Annotated in this window: 13 protein-coding genes; 9 read left to right on the forward strand and 4 right to left on the reverse strand. The window is 60.2% G+C overall.

Going from position 1 to position 15059, the window contains the following annotated elements:
• On the reverse strand, positions 1–1485 hold a 1485-nt coding region (locus M1B34_RS20310), incomplete at its 3' end, for a molybdopterin-dependent oxidoreductase (RefSeq protein ID WP_268266067.1).
• A gap of 507 nt (positions 1486–1992) precedes the next feature.
• Between M1B34_RS20310 and argF the strand changes: the two genes are divergently transcribed.
• Both argF and M1B34_RS20320 read left to right on the forward strand, forming a co-directional pair.
• Positions 1993–2913 (forward strand): ornithine carbamoyltransferase, encoded by a 921-nt coding sequence (argF, locus tag M1B34_RS20315; RefSeq protein ID WP_123328818.1) that lies wholly within the window; start codon positions 1993–1995, stop codon positions 2911–2913.
• Entirely contained in the window at positions 2910–4019 is a 1110-nt protein-coding gene (locus M1B34_RS20320; protein WP_268266068.1) for an ABC transporter ATP-binding protein, read from the forward strand. The genes argF and M1B34_RS20320 overlap by 4 nt, the downstream gene beginning before the upstream one ends.
• 38 nt (positions 4020–4057) lie before the next feature.
• Here the strand turns inward: M1B34_RS20320 and M1B34_RS20325 are convergent, their stop codons facing one another.
• On the reverse strand, positions 4058–4840 hold the full coding sequence (locus tag M1B34_RS20325) for a PhzF family phenazine biosynthesis protein (RefSeq protein WP_268266069.1): 783 nt from the start codon (positions 4838–4840) through the stop codon (positions 4058–4060).
• 102 nt (positions 4841–4942) lie between these two features.
• Positions 4943–5413, reverse strand: a complete 471-nt coding sequence (gene ybaK / locus M1B34_RS20330) for a Cys-tRNA(Pro) deacylase (RefSeq protein ID WP_268262605.1) — start codon at positions 5411–5413, stop codon at positions 4943–4945.
• A gap of 381 nt (positions 5414–5794) precedes the next feature.
• Between ybaK and M1B34_RS20335 the strand changes: the two genes are divergently transcribed.
• The 4 genes from M1B34_RS20335 (at position 5795) to glpD (ending at position 10873) form a co-directional block, all read left to right on the forward strand.
• Complete coding sequence (locus M1B34_RS20335; RefSeq protein ID WP_268266070.1) at positions 5795–6646, forward strand: MIP/aquaporin family protein; 852 nt, start codon at positions 5795–5797, stop codon at positions 6644–6646.
• 75 nt (positions 6647–6721) lie between these two features.
• Entirely contained in the window at positions 6722–8227 is a 1506-nt protein-coding gene (gene glpK, locus M1B34_RS20340) for a glycerol kinase GlpK (RefSeq protein WP_268266071.1), read from the forward strand.
• A gap of 84 nt (positions 8228–8311) precedes the next feature.
• The gene (locus tag M1B34_RS20345; protein ID WP_123328687.1) at positions 8312–9067 is read left to right on the forward strand and encodes a DeoR/GlpR family transcriptional regulator; all 756 of its coding nucleotides are present in this window, start codon (positions 8312–8314) and stop codon (positions 9065–9067) included.
• Between the two features lie 270 nt (positions 9068–9337).
• A complete protein-coding gene (gene glpD / locus M1B34_RS20350) occupies positions 9338–10873 on the forward strand; it encodes a glycerol-3-phosphate dehydrogenase (protein ID WP_268266072.1) in 1536 nt (511 codons plus the stop codon).
• A 96-nt stretch (positions 10874–10969) separates the two neighbouring features.
• Here the strand turns inward: glpD and M1B34_RS20355 are convergent, their stop codons facing one another.
• On the reverse strand, positions 10970–11857 hold the full coding sequence (locus M1B34_RS20355; protein ID WP_268266092.1) for a LysR family transcriptional regulator: 888 nt from the start codon (positions 11855–11857) through the stop codon (positions 10970–10972).
• 105 nt (positions 11858–11962) lie between these two features.
• Here M1B34_RS20355 and M1B34_RS20360 point away from each other — a divergent pair, with 105 nt between their 5' ends.
• The 3 genes from M1B34_RS20360 (at position 11963) to M1B34_RS20370 (ending at position 14910) form a co-directional block, all read left to right on the forward strand.
• A complete protein-coding gene (locus M1B34_RS20360) occupies positions 11963–13330 on the forward strand; it encodes an MFS transporter (protein WP_268266073.1) in 1368 nt (455 codons plus the stop codon).
• Positions 13311–13727 carry a DUF4440 domain-containing protein gene (locus tag M1B34_RS20365; RefSeq protein WP_268266074.1) on the forward strand — a complete coding sequence of 139 codons (417 nt, stop codon included), beginning with the start codon at positions 13311–13313 and terminating at the stop codon, positions 13725–13727. The genes M1B34_RS20360 and M1B34_RS20365 overlap by 20 nt, the downstream gene beginning before the upstream one ends.
• A gap of 268 nt (positions 13728–13995) precedes the next feature.
• On the forward strand, positions 13996–14910 hold the full coding sequence (locus M1B34_RS20370; RefSeq protein WP_123328692.1) for a glutamate/aspartate ABC transporter substrate-binding protein: 915 nt from the start codon (positions 13996–13998) through the stop codon (positions 14908–14910).
• The last annotated feature ends 149 nt before the right edge of the window (positions 14911–15059 follow it).

A 15059-nucleotide genomic window follows, 5' to 3' on the forward strand; every position in this document is an offset into this window, starting at 1 on the left:
CACGGTGGGCTTGAGGGTTTTACCGGTACGGGCGGCAAAGGCCTTGGCCAGGCCAACGAAAATCTCCCAGTCGTGCAACGCGCCTTCGGGCTTGGGCAGGATCGCCCGATTGAAACGGCTGACATTACGCACCGCGAACATGTTGAAGGTGGTGTCGTAGTGATCGTTCTCCAGGGCCGACGTCGAAGGCAGGATCAAGTCCGCGTAACGAGTGGTCTCGTTGATGTACAGGTCGAGGCTGACCATGAACTCGAGACCGTCCAGGGCCTGCTCCAACTGCCGACCATTGGGGGTGGACAGCACCGGATTGCCCGCCACGGTAATCAGGGCGCGCACTTGGCCCTCCCCTTCGGTGAGCATTTCCTCCGCCAACGCCGCCACCGGCAACTCGCCGCCATACTCGGGGCGCCCGGAAACCCGGCTTTGCCAAACGTTAAAGTGCCCGCCCGAAGTCGCTGCCACCAGGTCCACCGCCGGCTCGGTGCACAGGGCCCCGCCGACTCGATCGAGGTTGCCGGTCACCAGGTTGAGCAATTGCACCAACCAGTGACACAAGGTGCCAAAGGCCTGGGTCGACACGCCCATGCGCCCGTAGCACACGGCCTTGTCCGCCCCGGCGAAATCCCGCGCCAACTGGCGAATCTGCTCGGCGGGAATGGAGCACAGGGGGCTCATGGCTTCCGGACTGAACGTGGAAATCGCCTGACGCACCTCGGCCAGGCCATCGACTTCAAGGTGGCTGTCGCGGGTCGGTCCTTCCTCGAAGATCGTGTGCAAAAGGCCAAACAGCAACGCCACATCGCCACCGGGCCGGACAAACAGATGCTGGTCGGCAATCGCAGCCGTTTCACTGCGGCGCGGGTCGACCACCACCACTTTTCCGCCTCGGGCCTGGATGGCTTTCAGGCGCTTCTCCACGTCCGGTACGGTCATGATGCTGCCGTTGGACGCCAATGGATTGCCGCCGAGGATCAACATGAAGTCGGTGTGGTCGATGTCGGGAATCGGCAGCAACAAACCATGGCCGTACATCAGGTAGCTGCTCAAGTGCTGGGGCAGTTGATCCACCGACGTCGCAGAGAAACGGTTACGGGTCTGCAACAGGCCCAGAAAGTAATTGCTGTGGGTCATCAGCCCGTAGTTGTGCACGCTGGGGTTGCCCTGGTAGGTGGCCACCGCATTGTTGCCATGGCGCTCCTGAATCTGCGCCAGGCCCTCGGCCACTTGGCTGAAGGCGTCTTCCCAAGCGATCGGCTGCCACTCGCTGCCGACCCTGAGCATGGGTTGGCGCAGGCGATCCGGGTCATTCTGAATGTCTTGCAAGGCCACCGCCTTGGGGCAGATGTGGCCGCGACTGAAGCTGTCTTGCGGGTCGCCCTTGATCGAGGTGATCTGCAGTTGCCCCGCAGTTTCAGTGGTTTCGATGTTCAGGCCGCAGATGGCTTCGCACAGATGGCAGGCACGGTGGTGGAGAGTCTTGGTCATGGCCAGTCTCTATTCTAGGAAGGGCGGCCAGCGCCCGGCCGCGAGAAGAAAACTATGATCCCGGGCCCGCCACGACACCAGAGACGTTCGTCCTGTGAATCGCAGAGCATCAGGCTTGCCGATAGCGGCCCATGGCGTGTTGCGTGAGAAAATGTTTCAAGCTGCCGCCGCGAACGATCCCTGCTGGCTGGGCCTTGGCCCACCGTTCAAAAACCGACCACACCCCCATTGCGCGCGCCCTAGTCGATTGCCAAGGCCCTTGGGGGCAGTGTACAAATGCCGGGCTGCTGTCAGGAAACCGGCTGTCATAGCGCTAGCGCACTCGCGCCCTAGCCTCTCTGAGTTCCCCTAAACGCCGTAGCCCTATTGGTAAGACGCGACATTTAATGTCAATATCGCGCCTTCCCCTATTTCGTCGCCCCGTGCGGCTTTCGCCGCAGGTCTCGCCCGTTTTCCTTATAAACAAGGCTTTGAGTATCTGCGGTCTGTTGCAAAAGGTAGTTAATGATGAGCGCAAGGCACTTTCTCTCCCTGATGGATTGCACGCCCGAAGAGCTGGTCAGTGTGATTCGTCGAGGCATCGAGCTGAAGGACCTGCGTAACCGCGGCGTACTCTTCGAGCCATTGAAAAACCGCGTGCTCGGCATGATTTTCGAGAAGTCGTCGACCCGTACCCGGCTGTCCTTCGAAGCCGGCATGATCCAGCTCGGCGGCCAGGCCATCTTCCTTTCCCCGCGGGACACCCAACTGGGTCGCGGCGAACCCATCAGCGACTGCGCCATCGTCATGTCGCGCATGCTCGACGCTGTGATGATCCGCACCTTCGCCCACAGCACCCTGACCGAGTTTGCGGCCAACTCCCGCGTACCGGTGATCAACGGCCTGTCCGATGACCTGCACCCCTGCCAGTTGCTGGCCGACATGCAAACCTTCCAGGAACATCGCGGCTCGATCCAGGGCAAGACCGTGGCCTGGATCGGCGACGGCAACAACATGTGCAACAGTTATATAGAAGCAGCGATCCAGTTCGACTTCCAACTGCGCATCGCCTGCCCGGAAGGCTATGAACCCAACCCCGAATTCGTCGCCCAGGCTGGCGATCGCGTGACCATCGTCCGCGATCCAAAGGATGCCGTGACCGGCGCCCACCTGGTCAGCACCGATGTCTGGACCTCCATGGGCCAGGAAGAAGAAACCGCCAAGCGCCTGGCTCTGTTCGCACCGTTCCAGGTGACCCGCGCCCTGCTCGACCTGGCAGCCGAGGACGTGCTGTTCATGCACTGCCTGCCGGCCCACCGCGGCGAGGAAATCAGCCTCGACCTGCTGGACGACCCGCGTTCAGTGGCGTGGGACCAGGCCGAAAACCGCCTGCACGCACAAAAGGCCCTGCTCGAATTTCTGGTCGAGCCGGCGTACCACCACGCATGAGCCAGCCATTACTGCTGAACCTGCGCAATCTGGCATGCGGCTATCAGGACCAACGGGTCGTACAGAACCTTAACCTGCACCTCAATGCCGGGGACATCGGTTGCCTGCTGGGGTCCTCGGGCTGCGGCAAAACCACCACCCTGCGCGCCATCGCCGGCTTTGAGCCGGTGCACGAAGGTGAAATCCAGCTAGCGGGCGAGACCATCTCCAGCGCCGGTTTCACCCTGGCACCGGAGAAACGGCGCATCGGCATGGTGTTCCAGGACTACGCGCTGTTTCCCCACTTGAGTGTGGCGGACAACATCGCCTTCGGTATCCGCAAGCATCCACAGAAGGACCGCGTGGTCGAGGAACTGCTGGAACTGGTGAACCTGAAGAACCTCGGCAAGCGCTTCCCCCACGAACTCTCCGGCGGCCAGCAACAACGGGTCGCCCTGGCCCGGGCCCTGGCCCCTGAGCCGCAGTTGCTGCTGCTCGACGAACCCTTCTCCAACCTCGATGGCGAGCTGCGACGCAAGCTCAGCCATGAAGTGCGGGACATCCTCAAGGCCCGTGGCACCAGCGCAATTTTGGTGACTCACGACCAGGAAGAAGCCTTTGCTGTCAGCGATCACGTCGGGGTATTCAAGGAAGGCCGCCTGGAGCAGTGGGACACGCCCTACAACCTCTATCACGAACCACTGACACCCTTTGTCGCCAGCTTTATCGGCCAGGGTTACTTTATTCGCGGCCAGTTGAGCAGCCCGGAGTCGGTGCAGACCGAACTGGGTGAGCTGCGTGGCAACCGTGCCTACACCTGGCCCCAGGGCGGCGCGGTGGATGTACTGCTGCGCCCGGACGACATCGTCTATGCGCCGGACAGCGCGCTCAAGGCACGGATTGTCGGCAAGACCTTCCTCGGCGCCTCGACCCTGTATCGCCTGCAACTGCCCACCGGCAGCCAGCTGGAGTCGATCTTCCCAAGCCACGCCGACCATGGCGTCGGCAGCGATGTGGGCATTCGCGTCGCCGCCGAACACCTGGTGCTGTTTCAGGCTTCCGGCAGCACGGCCGCGCAAATCCCTAAAAGCGAATCAGGGGTGCGCCGCTACAGCAGCGCCCACTGAGGCTGAAGCGGAGCTGGCCTACCGGCTCCGCGGCAACCTTATCCCAGCAATAACGTGCCGCTGGCCACCCGCGTGGCATGCCCGCCGATCCTCACCCGCTCCCCCTGTAACCGACAAAACAATGCCCCGCCTCGCGCAGAACGCTGATAGGCGGTCAGGCTCAGTTTGTCCAACCGTTGGGCCCAGTAAGGGATCAGGCAGCAGTGGGTCGAGCCGGTGACCGGGTCCTCATTGAGACCGATGGCCGGCGCGAAGTAACGGGAAACGAAATCGTGCTGCTGCCCCTGGGCCGTGACAATGACCCCGGGCCACGGCAGCGCCGCCAGTGCCGCCATGTCTGGCCGGCAATCCAGCACCGCCTGCTCGGACTCCAGCACCACCAACAGCTCATTGGCCGCCAGCAGCTCGACCACTGCCACACCCAAGGCCTTGGCCACGCCCTCAATCCCGTCAACCGCCCGCGGCGTCCTCCGCGGGAAGTCCAGCCACAGGAGCCCGTCTTCACGACTGACGCTCAAGGGGCCTGACTGGCTGTTGAACTCAATGCGCTGCGCCGACTCGCCGTACACTTCGAACAGCACATAGGCGCTGGCCAAGGTAGCGTGGCCGCACAGGGCGACTTCAGTGGTCGGGGTGAACCAGCGGATCCGCCAGCCCTCGGCTTCACGCACGACAAAAGTGGTTTCCGACAGGTTGTGCTCAGCGGCGATCTTTTGCATCAACTCATCGCTGAGCCAGGCCTCCAGGCGATAGACCATCGCCGGGTTGCCACCGAAGGGCTGATCGCTGAACGCATCGATTTGATGAAACTCAAGCTGCATAGGGTTTCTCCTTGAACATACGGCGGCCAGCATGAAGGCCGAGCGCCCAAACAGGACAGACACAGAGCAGCGGATTTTTTTCCATACAGCAAGGGAGAGACGTCAGGCGCGCCCGATGTCGGCGAAGGTCGCCTGGGTGTGCTCCGCCAGCACCGACGCCGCCAACTCCACTTCCAGGCCCCGGCGCCCGGCGCTGACAAAGATGCTGGCAAACGGCTGGGCGCTGTTGTCGATAAAAGTCCGCAGGCGCTTCTTCTGGCCCAGCGGGCTGATGCCCCCCAACAAATAGCCGGTGGCACGTTGCGCAGCAGCCGGATCGGCCATTTCGGCTTTCTTGACCCCGGCAGCATGGGCCAGGGCCTTGAGGTCCAGGCTGCCAACCACGGGCACCACGGCCACCAGCAATTCGCCCTTTTCACTGCTGGCGAGCAAGGTCTTGAACACCTGGGCCGGATCGAGGTTGAGCTTTTCCGCCGCCTCAAGACCATAGGACGCCGCTTTGGGGTCATGTTCGTAACTGTGCACGCGATGTTCGGCGCGAACTTTTTTCAGCAGATCCAGTGCAGGGGTCATGACAGCTCCAAGCGAGGGATAAAGAAGAAAAATACCGGACCGCGATTTTAGGTGATCCCAAGGCAAAACGCTCTAACTCAAGCCTTGTTAGCCAGGGGGCTGGAGGCTGCCAGGGGCATGGCCTCCTGCCACCCGCGATCGCCCCTTTAGCGGCGGGCGCGATCATTCACCGGGTTGATTGCTACAAAATGACTGACGGTTCACTTTCGACCTTTGACAGCAGTGTTTCTTGTCTATATTTTTTCGTTTGTGAATATCGTAGGGTGTTCACCGCAGCACGCGGCAACACGCCGACGCCAGGATGGGGATTCTGGCCGAGGTCAATATCGAGCTCAGCCTCCTGAGCCAGAGCGCCAGACAACAACAAAAACCGAGGTTTCAATGACAACTGCTCTACAACAACCGTCGCTATCGGGCCAGTGCATGGCCGAGTTTCTGGGCACCGCCTTATTGATCTTCTTCGGCACCGGTTGCGTTGCCGCGCTCAAAGTCGCGGGTGCCAGCTTCGGCCTGTGGGAAATCAGCATCATCTGGGGGATCGGCGTGAGCATGGCGATCTACCTCACTGCCGGCGTGTCCGGCGCGCACTTGAACCCTGCCGTGAGCATCGCCCTGTGCCTGTTTGCCGACTTTGAAAAGCGCAAACTGCCCTTCTACATCCTGGCGCAAATCGCCGGCGCCTTCTGCGCGGCGTTCTTGGTGTATACCCTCTACAGCAACCTGTTCTTCGATTTCGAACAAAGCCATCAAATGATCCGAGGCTCCCAAGCCAGCCTGGAATTGGCCTCAGTGTTCTCCACCTACCCGCATCCGTCCCTGTCCACGGCCCAGGCGTTCCTGGTGGAAGTGGTCATTACCGCGATCCTGATGGGTGTGATCATGTCCCTGACCGACGACAACAACGGCCTGCCCCGTGGCCCGATGGCCCCGCTGCTGATCGGCCTGCTGATTGCCGTAATCGGCAGTGCCATGGGCCCGCTGACCGGCTTTGCGATGAACCCGGCTCGTGACTTCGGTCCTAAACTGATGGCGTTCTTCACCGGCTGGGGTGAAATCGCCTTCACCGGCGGCCGTGACATTCCATATTTCCTGGTACCGATTTTTGCTCCGATCCTCGGTGCCTGTTTGGGTGCGGCAGCGTATCGCGGGCTGATTGCCCGTCATCTGCCCAGCGCCCTCCCTGCTACAAAGGATGCAGAAGCGGCCACTGACGGCAAAGTAAGAACTTCTTGAAACCGCGGCGCGAGGTCCTGCCCACTTCGACCTTGCGCCCCACATCACTCCCTTATTTCGTCCAAGGCAATCGACATGACCGACATCCAGAACAAGAACTACATCATTGCCCTCGATCAGGGTACGACCAGCTCCCGGGCGATCATTTTCGACCGCGACGCCAACGTGGTCTGCACCGCCCAGCGCGAATTCGCCCAGCATTACCCACAAGCCGGCTGGGTCGAACATGACCCGATGGAAATCTTCGCCACCCAAAGCGCGGTGATGGTCGAGGCCCTGGCGCAAGCCGGCCTGCATCACGACCAGGTGGCCGCCATCGGCATCACCAACCAGCGCGAAACCACCGTGGTCTGGGACAAGAACACCGGCCGCCCGATCTACAACGCCATCGTCTGGCAGTGCCGCCGCAGCACCGAGATCTGCCAGCAGCTCAAGCGCGACGGCCTGGAAGACTACATCCGCGACACCACTGGCCTGGTCACCGACCCCTACTTCTCCGGCACCAAGCTGAAGTGGATCCTCGACAACGTCGAGGGTAGCCGTGAACGCGCGCGCAACGGCGAACTGCTGTTCGGCACCGTCGACAGCTGGCTGATCTGGAAATTTACCGGCGGCAAGACCCACGTCACCGACTACACCAACGCCTCGCGCACCATGCTCTTCAACATCCACACCCTGGAGTGGGACGCGAGGATGCTGGAGGTGCTGGATATCCCACGGGAAATGCTCCCGGAAGTGAAATCCTCTTCGGAAATCTACGGCCGTACCAAGAGCGGCATCGCCATCGGCGGTATCGCTGGCGACCAGCAAGCGGCGCTGTTCGGCCAGATGTGCGTGGAACCGGGCCAGGCGAAAAACACCTACGGCACCGGCTGCTTCCTGCTGATGAACACCGGCGACAAAGCGGTGAAATCCAAGCACGGCATGCTCACCACCATCGCCTGCGGCCCTCGCGGCGAAGTGGCGTATGCCCTGGAAGGCGCGGTCTTCAACGGCGGCTCGACCGTGCAGTGGCTGCGCGACGAACTGAAGATCATCAACGATGCCCATGACACCGAGTACTTTGCCGGCAAGGTCAAGGACAGCAACGGTGTGTACCTGGTACCGGCCTTTACCGGCCTCGGCGCCCCCTACTGGGACCCCTACGCCCGTGGCGCGCTGTTCGGCCTGACCCGTGGCGTGCGCGTGGACCACATCATCCGCGCCGCCCTGGAATCCATTGCCTACCAGACCCGCGACGTGCTCGACGCCATGCAACAGGACTCCGGCGAACGCCTCAAAGCCCTGCGCGTGGACGGCGGCGCAGTGGCCAACAACTTCCTCATGCAATTCCAGGCCGACATCCTCGGGACCCAGGTCGAGCGCCCGCAAATGCGCGAAACCACGGCCCTGGGCGCAGCCTATCTGGCGGGCCTGGCCTGCGGCTTCTGGGGCAGCCTGGAAGAGTTGCGCGGCAAAGCGGTGATCGAGCGCGAGTTCGAACCCCAACTGGCCGAAGCCGAGAAGGAAACCCTCTACGCCGGCTGGAAAAAAGCCGTCAGCCGCACCCGCGACTGGGAACCCCACGACGACGCCAAGTAAGCCAAGGGCTGGCGTGTAACTGGTCGGGAGCAGCTTCCTGCGGCATCATGGGCAAATTTTGCACGGCAGCCCAAAGGAAGCCCCATGAATCTGCCTCCCCGCCAGCAACAAATCCTCGATCTGGTCCGCGAACGCGGCTATGTCAGCATCGAGGAAATGGCTCAGTTATTCGTCGTGACCCCGCAAACCATCCGCCGCGATATCAACCAGCTGGCGGAAGCCAACCTGCTGCGCCGCTACCATGGCGGCGCTGCTTATGACTCCAGCGTGGAAAACACCGCCTACGCGATGCGCGCCGATCAGATGCGCGATGAGAAGCAACGCATCGGCGAAGCCATCGCCGCACAAATCCCCGATCACGCCTCGCTGTTCATCAACATCGGCACCACCACCGAATCCATCGCCCGGGCGCTGCTCAATCACAACCACCTGAAGATCATCACCAACAACCTGCACGTGGCGTCGATGCTCAGTGCCAAGGATGATTTCGATGTGCTGCTCACCGGCGGCACAGTGCGCCGCGACGGCGGTGTGGTGGGCCAGGCCAGCGTCGACTTCATCAACCAGTTCAAGGTCGACTTCGCCCTGGTGGGCATCAGCGGCATCGATGAAGACGGCAGCCTGCTGGACTTCGACTACCAGGAAGTACGCGTCTCCCAGGCGATCATCGCCAATGCCCGGCAAGTGATCCTGGCGGCGGACTCCAGCAAATTCGGGCGCAACGCCATGATCCGCCTGGGACCGATCAGCTTGGTGGACTGCCTAGTGACGGACCAGCAGCCCGTACCGGCGTTGGTGCAATTACTCAATCAGCACAAGGTTCGCCTGGAAGTGGTTTAACGCCAGCACCGCCGCCATCGCTGGCACGCCAGCGCCTACATGGGAATGCCATTGCTGCAGGAGCCCGGCTTGCCGGCGATGGCGTCCGCAAGATCGCTATCGCCGGCAAGCCGGCCCCACCGCCTTTTGTTCACAAATTTTCATTTGCCCGCCCTTCGATCAGTTTTTTCAATCGAAGTCGGGTGGCTGTGCCTGCGTTTATCAGCTACCATTTTCGGAAATGAACATTAATGTTCGAATTCCAAGACAAAGAAATTGCGAGGCCAGCCGATGAACCCTTCTACCTTGCCTGCCCCACCGCTTGCCGAAGTCTATGATGTTGCCGTTATCGGCGGCGGGATCAATGGCGTCGGCATTGCAGCAGACGCAGCCGGTCGCGGTTTGTCGGTGTTCCTTTGCGAAAAGGACGACTTGGCCAGCCACACCTCTTCGGCCAGCAGCAAGCTGATCCACGGTGGCCTGCGCTACCTCGAACATTACGAATTCCGCCTGGTGCGCGAAGCCTTGGCCGAACGGGAAGTACTGCTGGCCAAGGCCCCGCATATCGTCAAGCCCATGCGTTTCGTCCTGCCTCATCGCCCCCATCTGCGCCCGGCCTGGATGATTCGTGCAGGGCTGTTCCTGTATGACCACCTGGGCAAGCGGGAAAAACTGGCCGGTTCCAAAAGCCTGAAGTTCGGCGCCGACAGCCCGCTCAAGGCCGAGATCAGCAAAGGCTTCGAATACTCCGATTGCTGGGTCGACGACGCACGCCTGGTGGTGCTCAACGCCATGGCCGCGCGGGAAAACGGCGCCCATGTCCACACCCAGACCCGTTGCGTCAGCGCCCGCCGCATTAAAGGCCTGTGGCACCTGCACCTGGAGCGCAGCGATGGCAGCCTGCTGTCGATCCGCGCCAAGGCCCTGGTCAACGCCGCCGGCCCCTGGGTCGCCAAGTTCATCAAGGATGACCTGAAGCTGGATTCGCCCTACGGCATCCGCCTGATCCAGGGCAGCCACCTGATCGTGCCCAAACTCTATGAAGGTGAACACGCGCACATTCTGCAAAACGAAGACCAGCGCATCGTGTTCACTATTCCGTACCTGAACCGCTTCACCCTGATCGGCACCACCGACCGCGAATACACCGGCGACCCGGCGAAGGTGAGCATCACCGACGGCGAGACCGACTACATCCTCAAGGTGGTCAACGCGCACTTCAAAAAGCAGCTGAGCCGCGACGACATCGTGCACACCTATTCCGGCGTTCGCCCCCTGTGCAACGACGAGTCCGACAACCCGTCCGCCGTGACCCGGGACTACACCCTGGCCCTCTCGGGCAACGCCGACGAAGCGCCACTGCTCTCGGTGTTCGGCGGTAAGCTGACCACCTACCGCAAGCTGGCGGAATCGGCCTTGGCGCAACTGGCGCCGTACTTCAAGCACGCCAAGCCAAGCTGGACCGCCCAGGCCACCCTGCCCGGCGGTGAAAACATGAGCACGCCCCAGGCCCTGGCCGAGGCGCTGCGACAGAAGTTCGAATGGATCCCCAGTGAAATCGCCCAGCGCTGGGCCAGCACCTATGGCAGCCGCACCTGGCGCATGCTCGAAGGCGTGGAATCGCTGAACGATCTAGGCGAACACATCGGCGGTGGGCTTTACACCCGCGAAGTCGATTACCTGTGCAGCGAAGAATGGGCGACCACTGCGCAAGACATTCTGTGGCGCCGCAGCAAGCTGGGGTTGTTCACTACTCCGACCGAGCAAGAAAAGTTGGCGGCTTATCTGGGTAAGGTTGAGCAGAATCGCAAGATTGAAGCGGCGTGATCTGATCAGCGCTTGAATGAAAGCCCCTGAATTGTGAGATTCAGGGGCTTTTTTCTTGGGTCAGTCTCTAGTAGAGGGCTGGGGCGAGGGTCGACGTCAGCACGCCAAATGCAACAGCAGAAAATCAATAAACACCCGCGACTTGTGCGGCAAATGTGCAGTGTCAGGAAACACCACATGGATCGACTGCGCTGGCAGCGAGTAATCCGGCAACAAACGCACCAGACGTCCACTGGCGATGTCCTCTTCAACCAGCCACGCCGGCAACACCGAAACACCCAATGAGGAGAGCGTCATCGAACGAATCGCCGTGGATGAATTCGAGTCGAAATGGCTGATGCCACTGACCTCGATATCGCGTCCTGACCGATCGCGCAAAAGCCACTGCGTCGGCGCCTGCAAATTGCTGTTGGCGATCCACGGCAGGCTAATCAAATCCTGCGGTTCATTCACAGGATGGCGAGCGAGAAACGGTGCACTCGCCACCAACACAATCTCGTAATCCGCTAGCTTGCGGCACTTGAAAGCAGAATCCGTCAATTTTCCCAGACGGATCACCAGATCAAGTTTTTCCGCCAGCAGATCATTCAGCGATGAGTTGAAGTTGTAACTCAAACTGACTTCCGGGTATTGCTCGGCGAACAAGGGAATCAACGGCAGAATATATTTCTCGCCATACTCACTGGTCGAACTGATCCGCAACTTCCCGAAAACCCGATGACTGCCCTTCAGTACGTTATCAAAAGCACTGTCGATACCCGCGACGATGGCTTTGAACTCGGTATAGAAACTCTGCCCGGTTTCTGTCAGCGAAACCGCCCGGCTATTGCGGATCAGCAGCGTGACTGACAGCGCTTCCTCCAGCGCCTTGACGTGGAGGCTGGCCATGGCCCTGCTGATGTTCAGGTAACTCGCAGCCTTGGTGAAAGACCCCAGGTCAACGATAGCGAGAAAGGTCTGCACCCGATTTAAGTGCGTGTGCATGGCGCCATGACTCACTGTTCAATCCTTTCAAACATTGTGTTCAGCCCCATTGCATCGACGTCCGGAGTCTATCGCCCCTATGCTCGACGACAAAGGGGAAACAACATGAGTTATCGCTACAAAGTCGCATCTGTCTTCCTGATCGGTTTTTTTATCGACTGCATCAATATCTTCATGTCAGCGGTCGCGCTGCCCAGTCTGTCGGCGGCCTTGCACATCAGCAGCTCATCAGTGGCCTGGGTCGCCAATGCCTATGTTCTGGGGCTGACACTGATCATTCCAATCAGCACCTGGCTCTCCGGACGCTTTGGCAGCCGGGAAATGCTCACGCTTTCGATGCTGGTCTTCAGCGGATCGGCATGGATGTGCGGGGTCGCGAACAGCTTCCCTGAACTGGTGGCCTGGCGTTTCGTGCAAGGCCTCAGTGGCGGTTTGTTGATCCCGGTCGGGCAGGCACTGACCTTCAATCTGTTCCAGGGCGAGCAACGGGCGAAAATCTCCACGCTGGTAATGGCGGTCGCGCTGATTGCCCCGGCGATTTCACCGACCGTTGGCGGGATCATCGTCGACAGCACCTCATGGCGCTGGGTGTTCTTCAGCACTATCCCGTTTTCACTGATCGCCGCCGGGCTGGCGTGGTGCTGGATAAAAGAGGCCAGACCCACTCACCTGCCGCGCCCGGACTTCAAAGGCCTGCTGCTGGTCAGTGCGGCACTCGCCAGTTTGCTGATGGGCATGTCGCTGTATGGCGGCGACTATCCGGCGCTGGCGGCCATCGCGTGCATTGTGGCGGGCGTGATATTGATTGCCCTGTACCTGCAGCACTATCGCCAATCAAGCCACGCGATCATCGAACTGAGCCTGCTCAAGAGCAAAAGACTCAGCACCTCACTCTTCATCTATTACGCGATTCCCGGGGTGTTCACCGGGGTCAATCTGCTGAGCATTTTCTTCCTGCAAAACACCCTGCATTTCAGTGCCAGGCTGACCGGGATGTTTATGCTCGTCTACGCCAGCGGAGCCTTCATAGCCATGCTGGCTTGCGGCCGTGTCTACAACCGTGTCGGCGCCAGACGCCTGTTCACTTTCGGCATGCTGTTGCACAGCGCCGGCATTGCCACGTTGGTGGGGGTGAATCGCCCGGACGACCTCTGGCTGATCGTCGGTGCCTACATCTTGATGGGCATCGGTGGCGGCATCGGCGCCAACACTGCGCAGACCACATCGCTGATGGACTTCAGCAGCCGCGACACGCACAAAGCCAGTGTGATCTGGAACATCAACCGGCAGATGTCGTTCAGCCTCGGTGCGGCACTGTGCCTGATGATCTTCAACCTGCTGCTCAAGCCGTTGCAGCCCACTGCGGCGTATCACGCGAGCTTCGCCATTGCCGCGCTGATCGGCCTGCTGCCGCTGTTTCAAATGAGCCAATTGAACCCTGCCAAGGCACACCATGAACCACAACCTGATTGAACAAGCGCAACACAGCATTCACCACGTGCACCAACTGATTCACCGCGTGTTTACCGATGCAGATGGCACCGGCGAAACCAGTATTGCGCCACTGATGAGCGCCTTTGGCGAACATTTCAGCATGGTCACCACCTCAGCCGCGACCCTCGACCGCCAGCACCTGGAGCAACTGTTCAAAGGCGCGGTCGGCGGTCGGCCGAGGCTCGAGATCATCATCAGCGACTTGCGCCCGGTCTGGCAGCAAGGCGAAACGGTGGCCATCAGCTACACCGAAGTCCAGTGCACGCCTGAGCAGGAAAATACCCGGGTTTCGGTGGCCATCCTTCGGATTCACGCCGGGAGCGTGCAATGGCAGTACCTGCATGAAACCCCGCTCAACCAGAAAAATCGGAAATAACCTGCAACAGGTCATTCGGTTTTCCGAACACCGCCTCATGATCAGTTCGGTTAACCGGATCAACCACGGTGAAAAACACCTTAAAAAAAATTTAATATCCTTATTAATCAATGATTTAGTTATTAATGAGTAGTCTGGCACGACTCATGCTCTACACTCTTCGACGAATGTTTGATGAGCCACCCCATCAGAAGCCGTCAAGGCATTCGCTGTATAAAAGAGCCGTCGAATTGGCTTCATAAAAAAAACAAATGTCGAGGAAATATTGATGCGCATCGTTCCCCATCTGTTGGGCGCAGCTATCGCTGCCGCTCTGATTAGCACTCCAGTTTTCGCCGCCGAACTCACCGGCACACTGAAGAAAATCAAAGAGTCCGGCACCATCACCCTCGGACATCGCGACGCTTCCATTCCGTTTTCCTACATCGCTGACGCTTCCGGCGTCCCGGTCGGCTACTCCCACGACATCCAGCTGAAAATCGTCGAGGCCATCAAGAAAGACCTCGACATGCCGGACCTCAAGGTCAAGTACAACCTGGTCACCTCGCAAACCCGTATCCCGCTGGTGCAGAACGGCACCGTGGACGTCGAGTGCGGCTCCACCACCAACAACGTCGAGCGTCAGCAGCAAGTTGACTTCTCCGTCGGCATCTTCGAAATCGGTACCCGCCTGCTGTCCAAAAAGGACTCGGCCTACAAGGATTTCGCTGACCTGAAAGGCAAGAACGTCGTGACCACCGCCGGCACCACGTCCGAGCGCATCCTCAAGGCAATGAACGCCGACAAGCAGATGGGCATGAACGTGATCTCCGCCAAGGACCACGGTGAATCCTTCAACATGCTGGAAAGCGGCCGCGCCGTAGCCTTCATGATGGACGACGCACTGCTGGCCGGTGAAATGGCCAAGGCCAAGAAGCCGGGCGACTGGGCCGTGACCGGTACTGCACAGTCCTACGAAATCTATGGCTGCATGGTCCGCAAGGGCGACGCACCGTTCAAGAAAGCCGTGGACGACGCCATCGTTGCCACCTACAAGTCGGGCGAAATCAACAAGATCTACGACAAGTGGTTCCAGGCGCCGATCCCACCAAAAGGCCTGAACCTGATGTTCCCGATGAGCGACGAGCTCAAGGCCTTGATCGCCAATCCGACCGACAAAGCGGCTGACGATAAAAAGTCCTGATTCCTGACTAACCTTGTTTCCTGAAGGGCCAACCGGTCCTTCAGGAGTCTGTCACTACCTGCTGGCATTTTTTGGAAACACTCGAACCGGTGGTTGTCGAGCCGATCGCGTGTGCCTGACCGTCGAGGTCAGGTGGGAACGGACGTCCC

This window comes from Pseudomonas morbosilactucae (assembly GCF_023241715.1).
Classification (GTDB): domain Bacteria; phylum Pseudomonadota; class Gammaproteobacteria; order Pseudomonadales; family Pseudomonadaceae; genus Aquipseudomonas; species Aquipseudomonas morbosilactucae.

What these genes read in the sequence shown, in the direction of transcription:
- ybaK (WP_268262605.1), bottom strand. Translation starts at nt 5,413, where the DNA reads ATGACCCCTGCACTGGATCTGCTGAAAAAAGTTCGCGCCGAACATCGC.
- M1B34_RS20335 (WP_268266070.1), top strand. Translation starts at nt 5,795, where the DNA reads ATGACAACTGCTCTACAACAACCGTCGCTATCGGGCCAGTGCATGGCC.
- glpD (WP_268266072.1), top strand. Translation starts at nt 9,338, where the DNA reads ATGAACCCTTCTACCTTGCCTGCCCCACCGCTTGCCGAAGTCTATGAT.
- M1B34_RS20345 (WP_123328687.1), top strand. Translation starts at nt 8,312, where the DNA reads ATGAATCTGCCTCCCCGCCAGCAACAAATCCTCGATCTGGTCCGCGAA.
- M1B34_RS20325 (WP_268266069.1), bottom strand. Translation starts at nt 4,840, where the DNA reads ATGCAGCTTGAGTTTCATCAAATCGATGCGTTCAGCGATCAGCCCTTC.
- M1B34_RS20365 (WP_268266074.1), top strand. Translation starts at nt 13,311, where the DNA reads ATGAACCACAACCTGATTGAACAAGCGCAACACAGCATTCACCACGTG.
- M1B34_RS20320 (WP_268266068.1), top strand. Translation starts at nt 2,910, where the DNA reads ATGAGCCAGCCATTACTGCTGAACCTGCGCAATCTGGCATGCGGCTAT.
- M1B34_RS20355 (WP_268266092.1), bottom strand. Translation starts at nt 11,857, where the DNA reads ATGCACACGCACTTAAATCGGGTGCAGACCTTTCTCGCTATCGTTGAC.
- M1B34_RS20370 (WP_123328692.1), top strand. Translation starts at nt 13,996, where the DNA reads ATGCGCATCGTTCCCCATCTGTTGGGCGCAGCTATCGCTGCCGCTCTG.
- M1B34_RS20360 (WP_268266073.1), top strand. Translation starts at nt 11,963, where the DNA reads ATGAGTTATCGCTACAAAGTCGCATCTGTCTTCCTGATCGGTTTTTTT.
- glpK (WP_268266071.1), top strand. Translation starts at nt 6,722, where the DNA reads ATGACCGACATCCAGAACAAGAACTACATCATTGCCCTCGATCAGGGT.
- argF (WP_123328818.1), top strand. Translation starts at nt 1,993, where the DNA reads ATGAGCGCAAGGCACTTTCTCTCCCTGATGGATTGCACGCCCGAAGAG.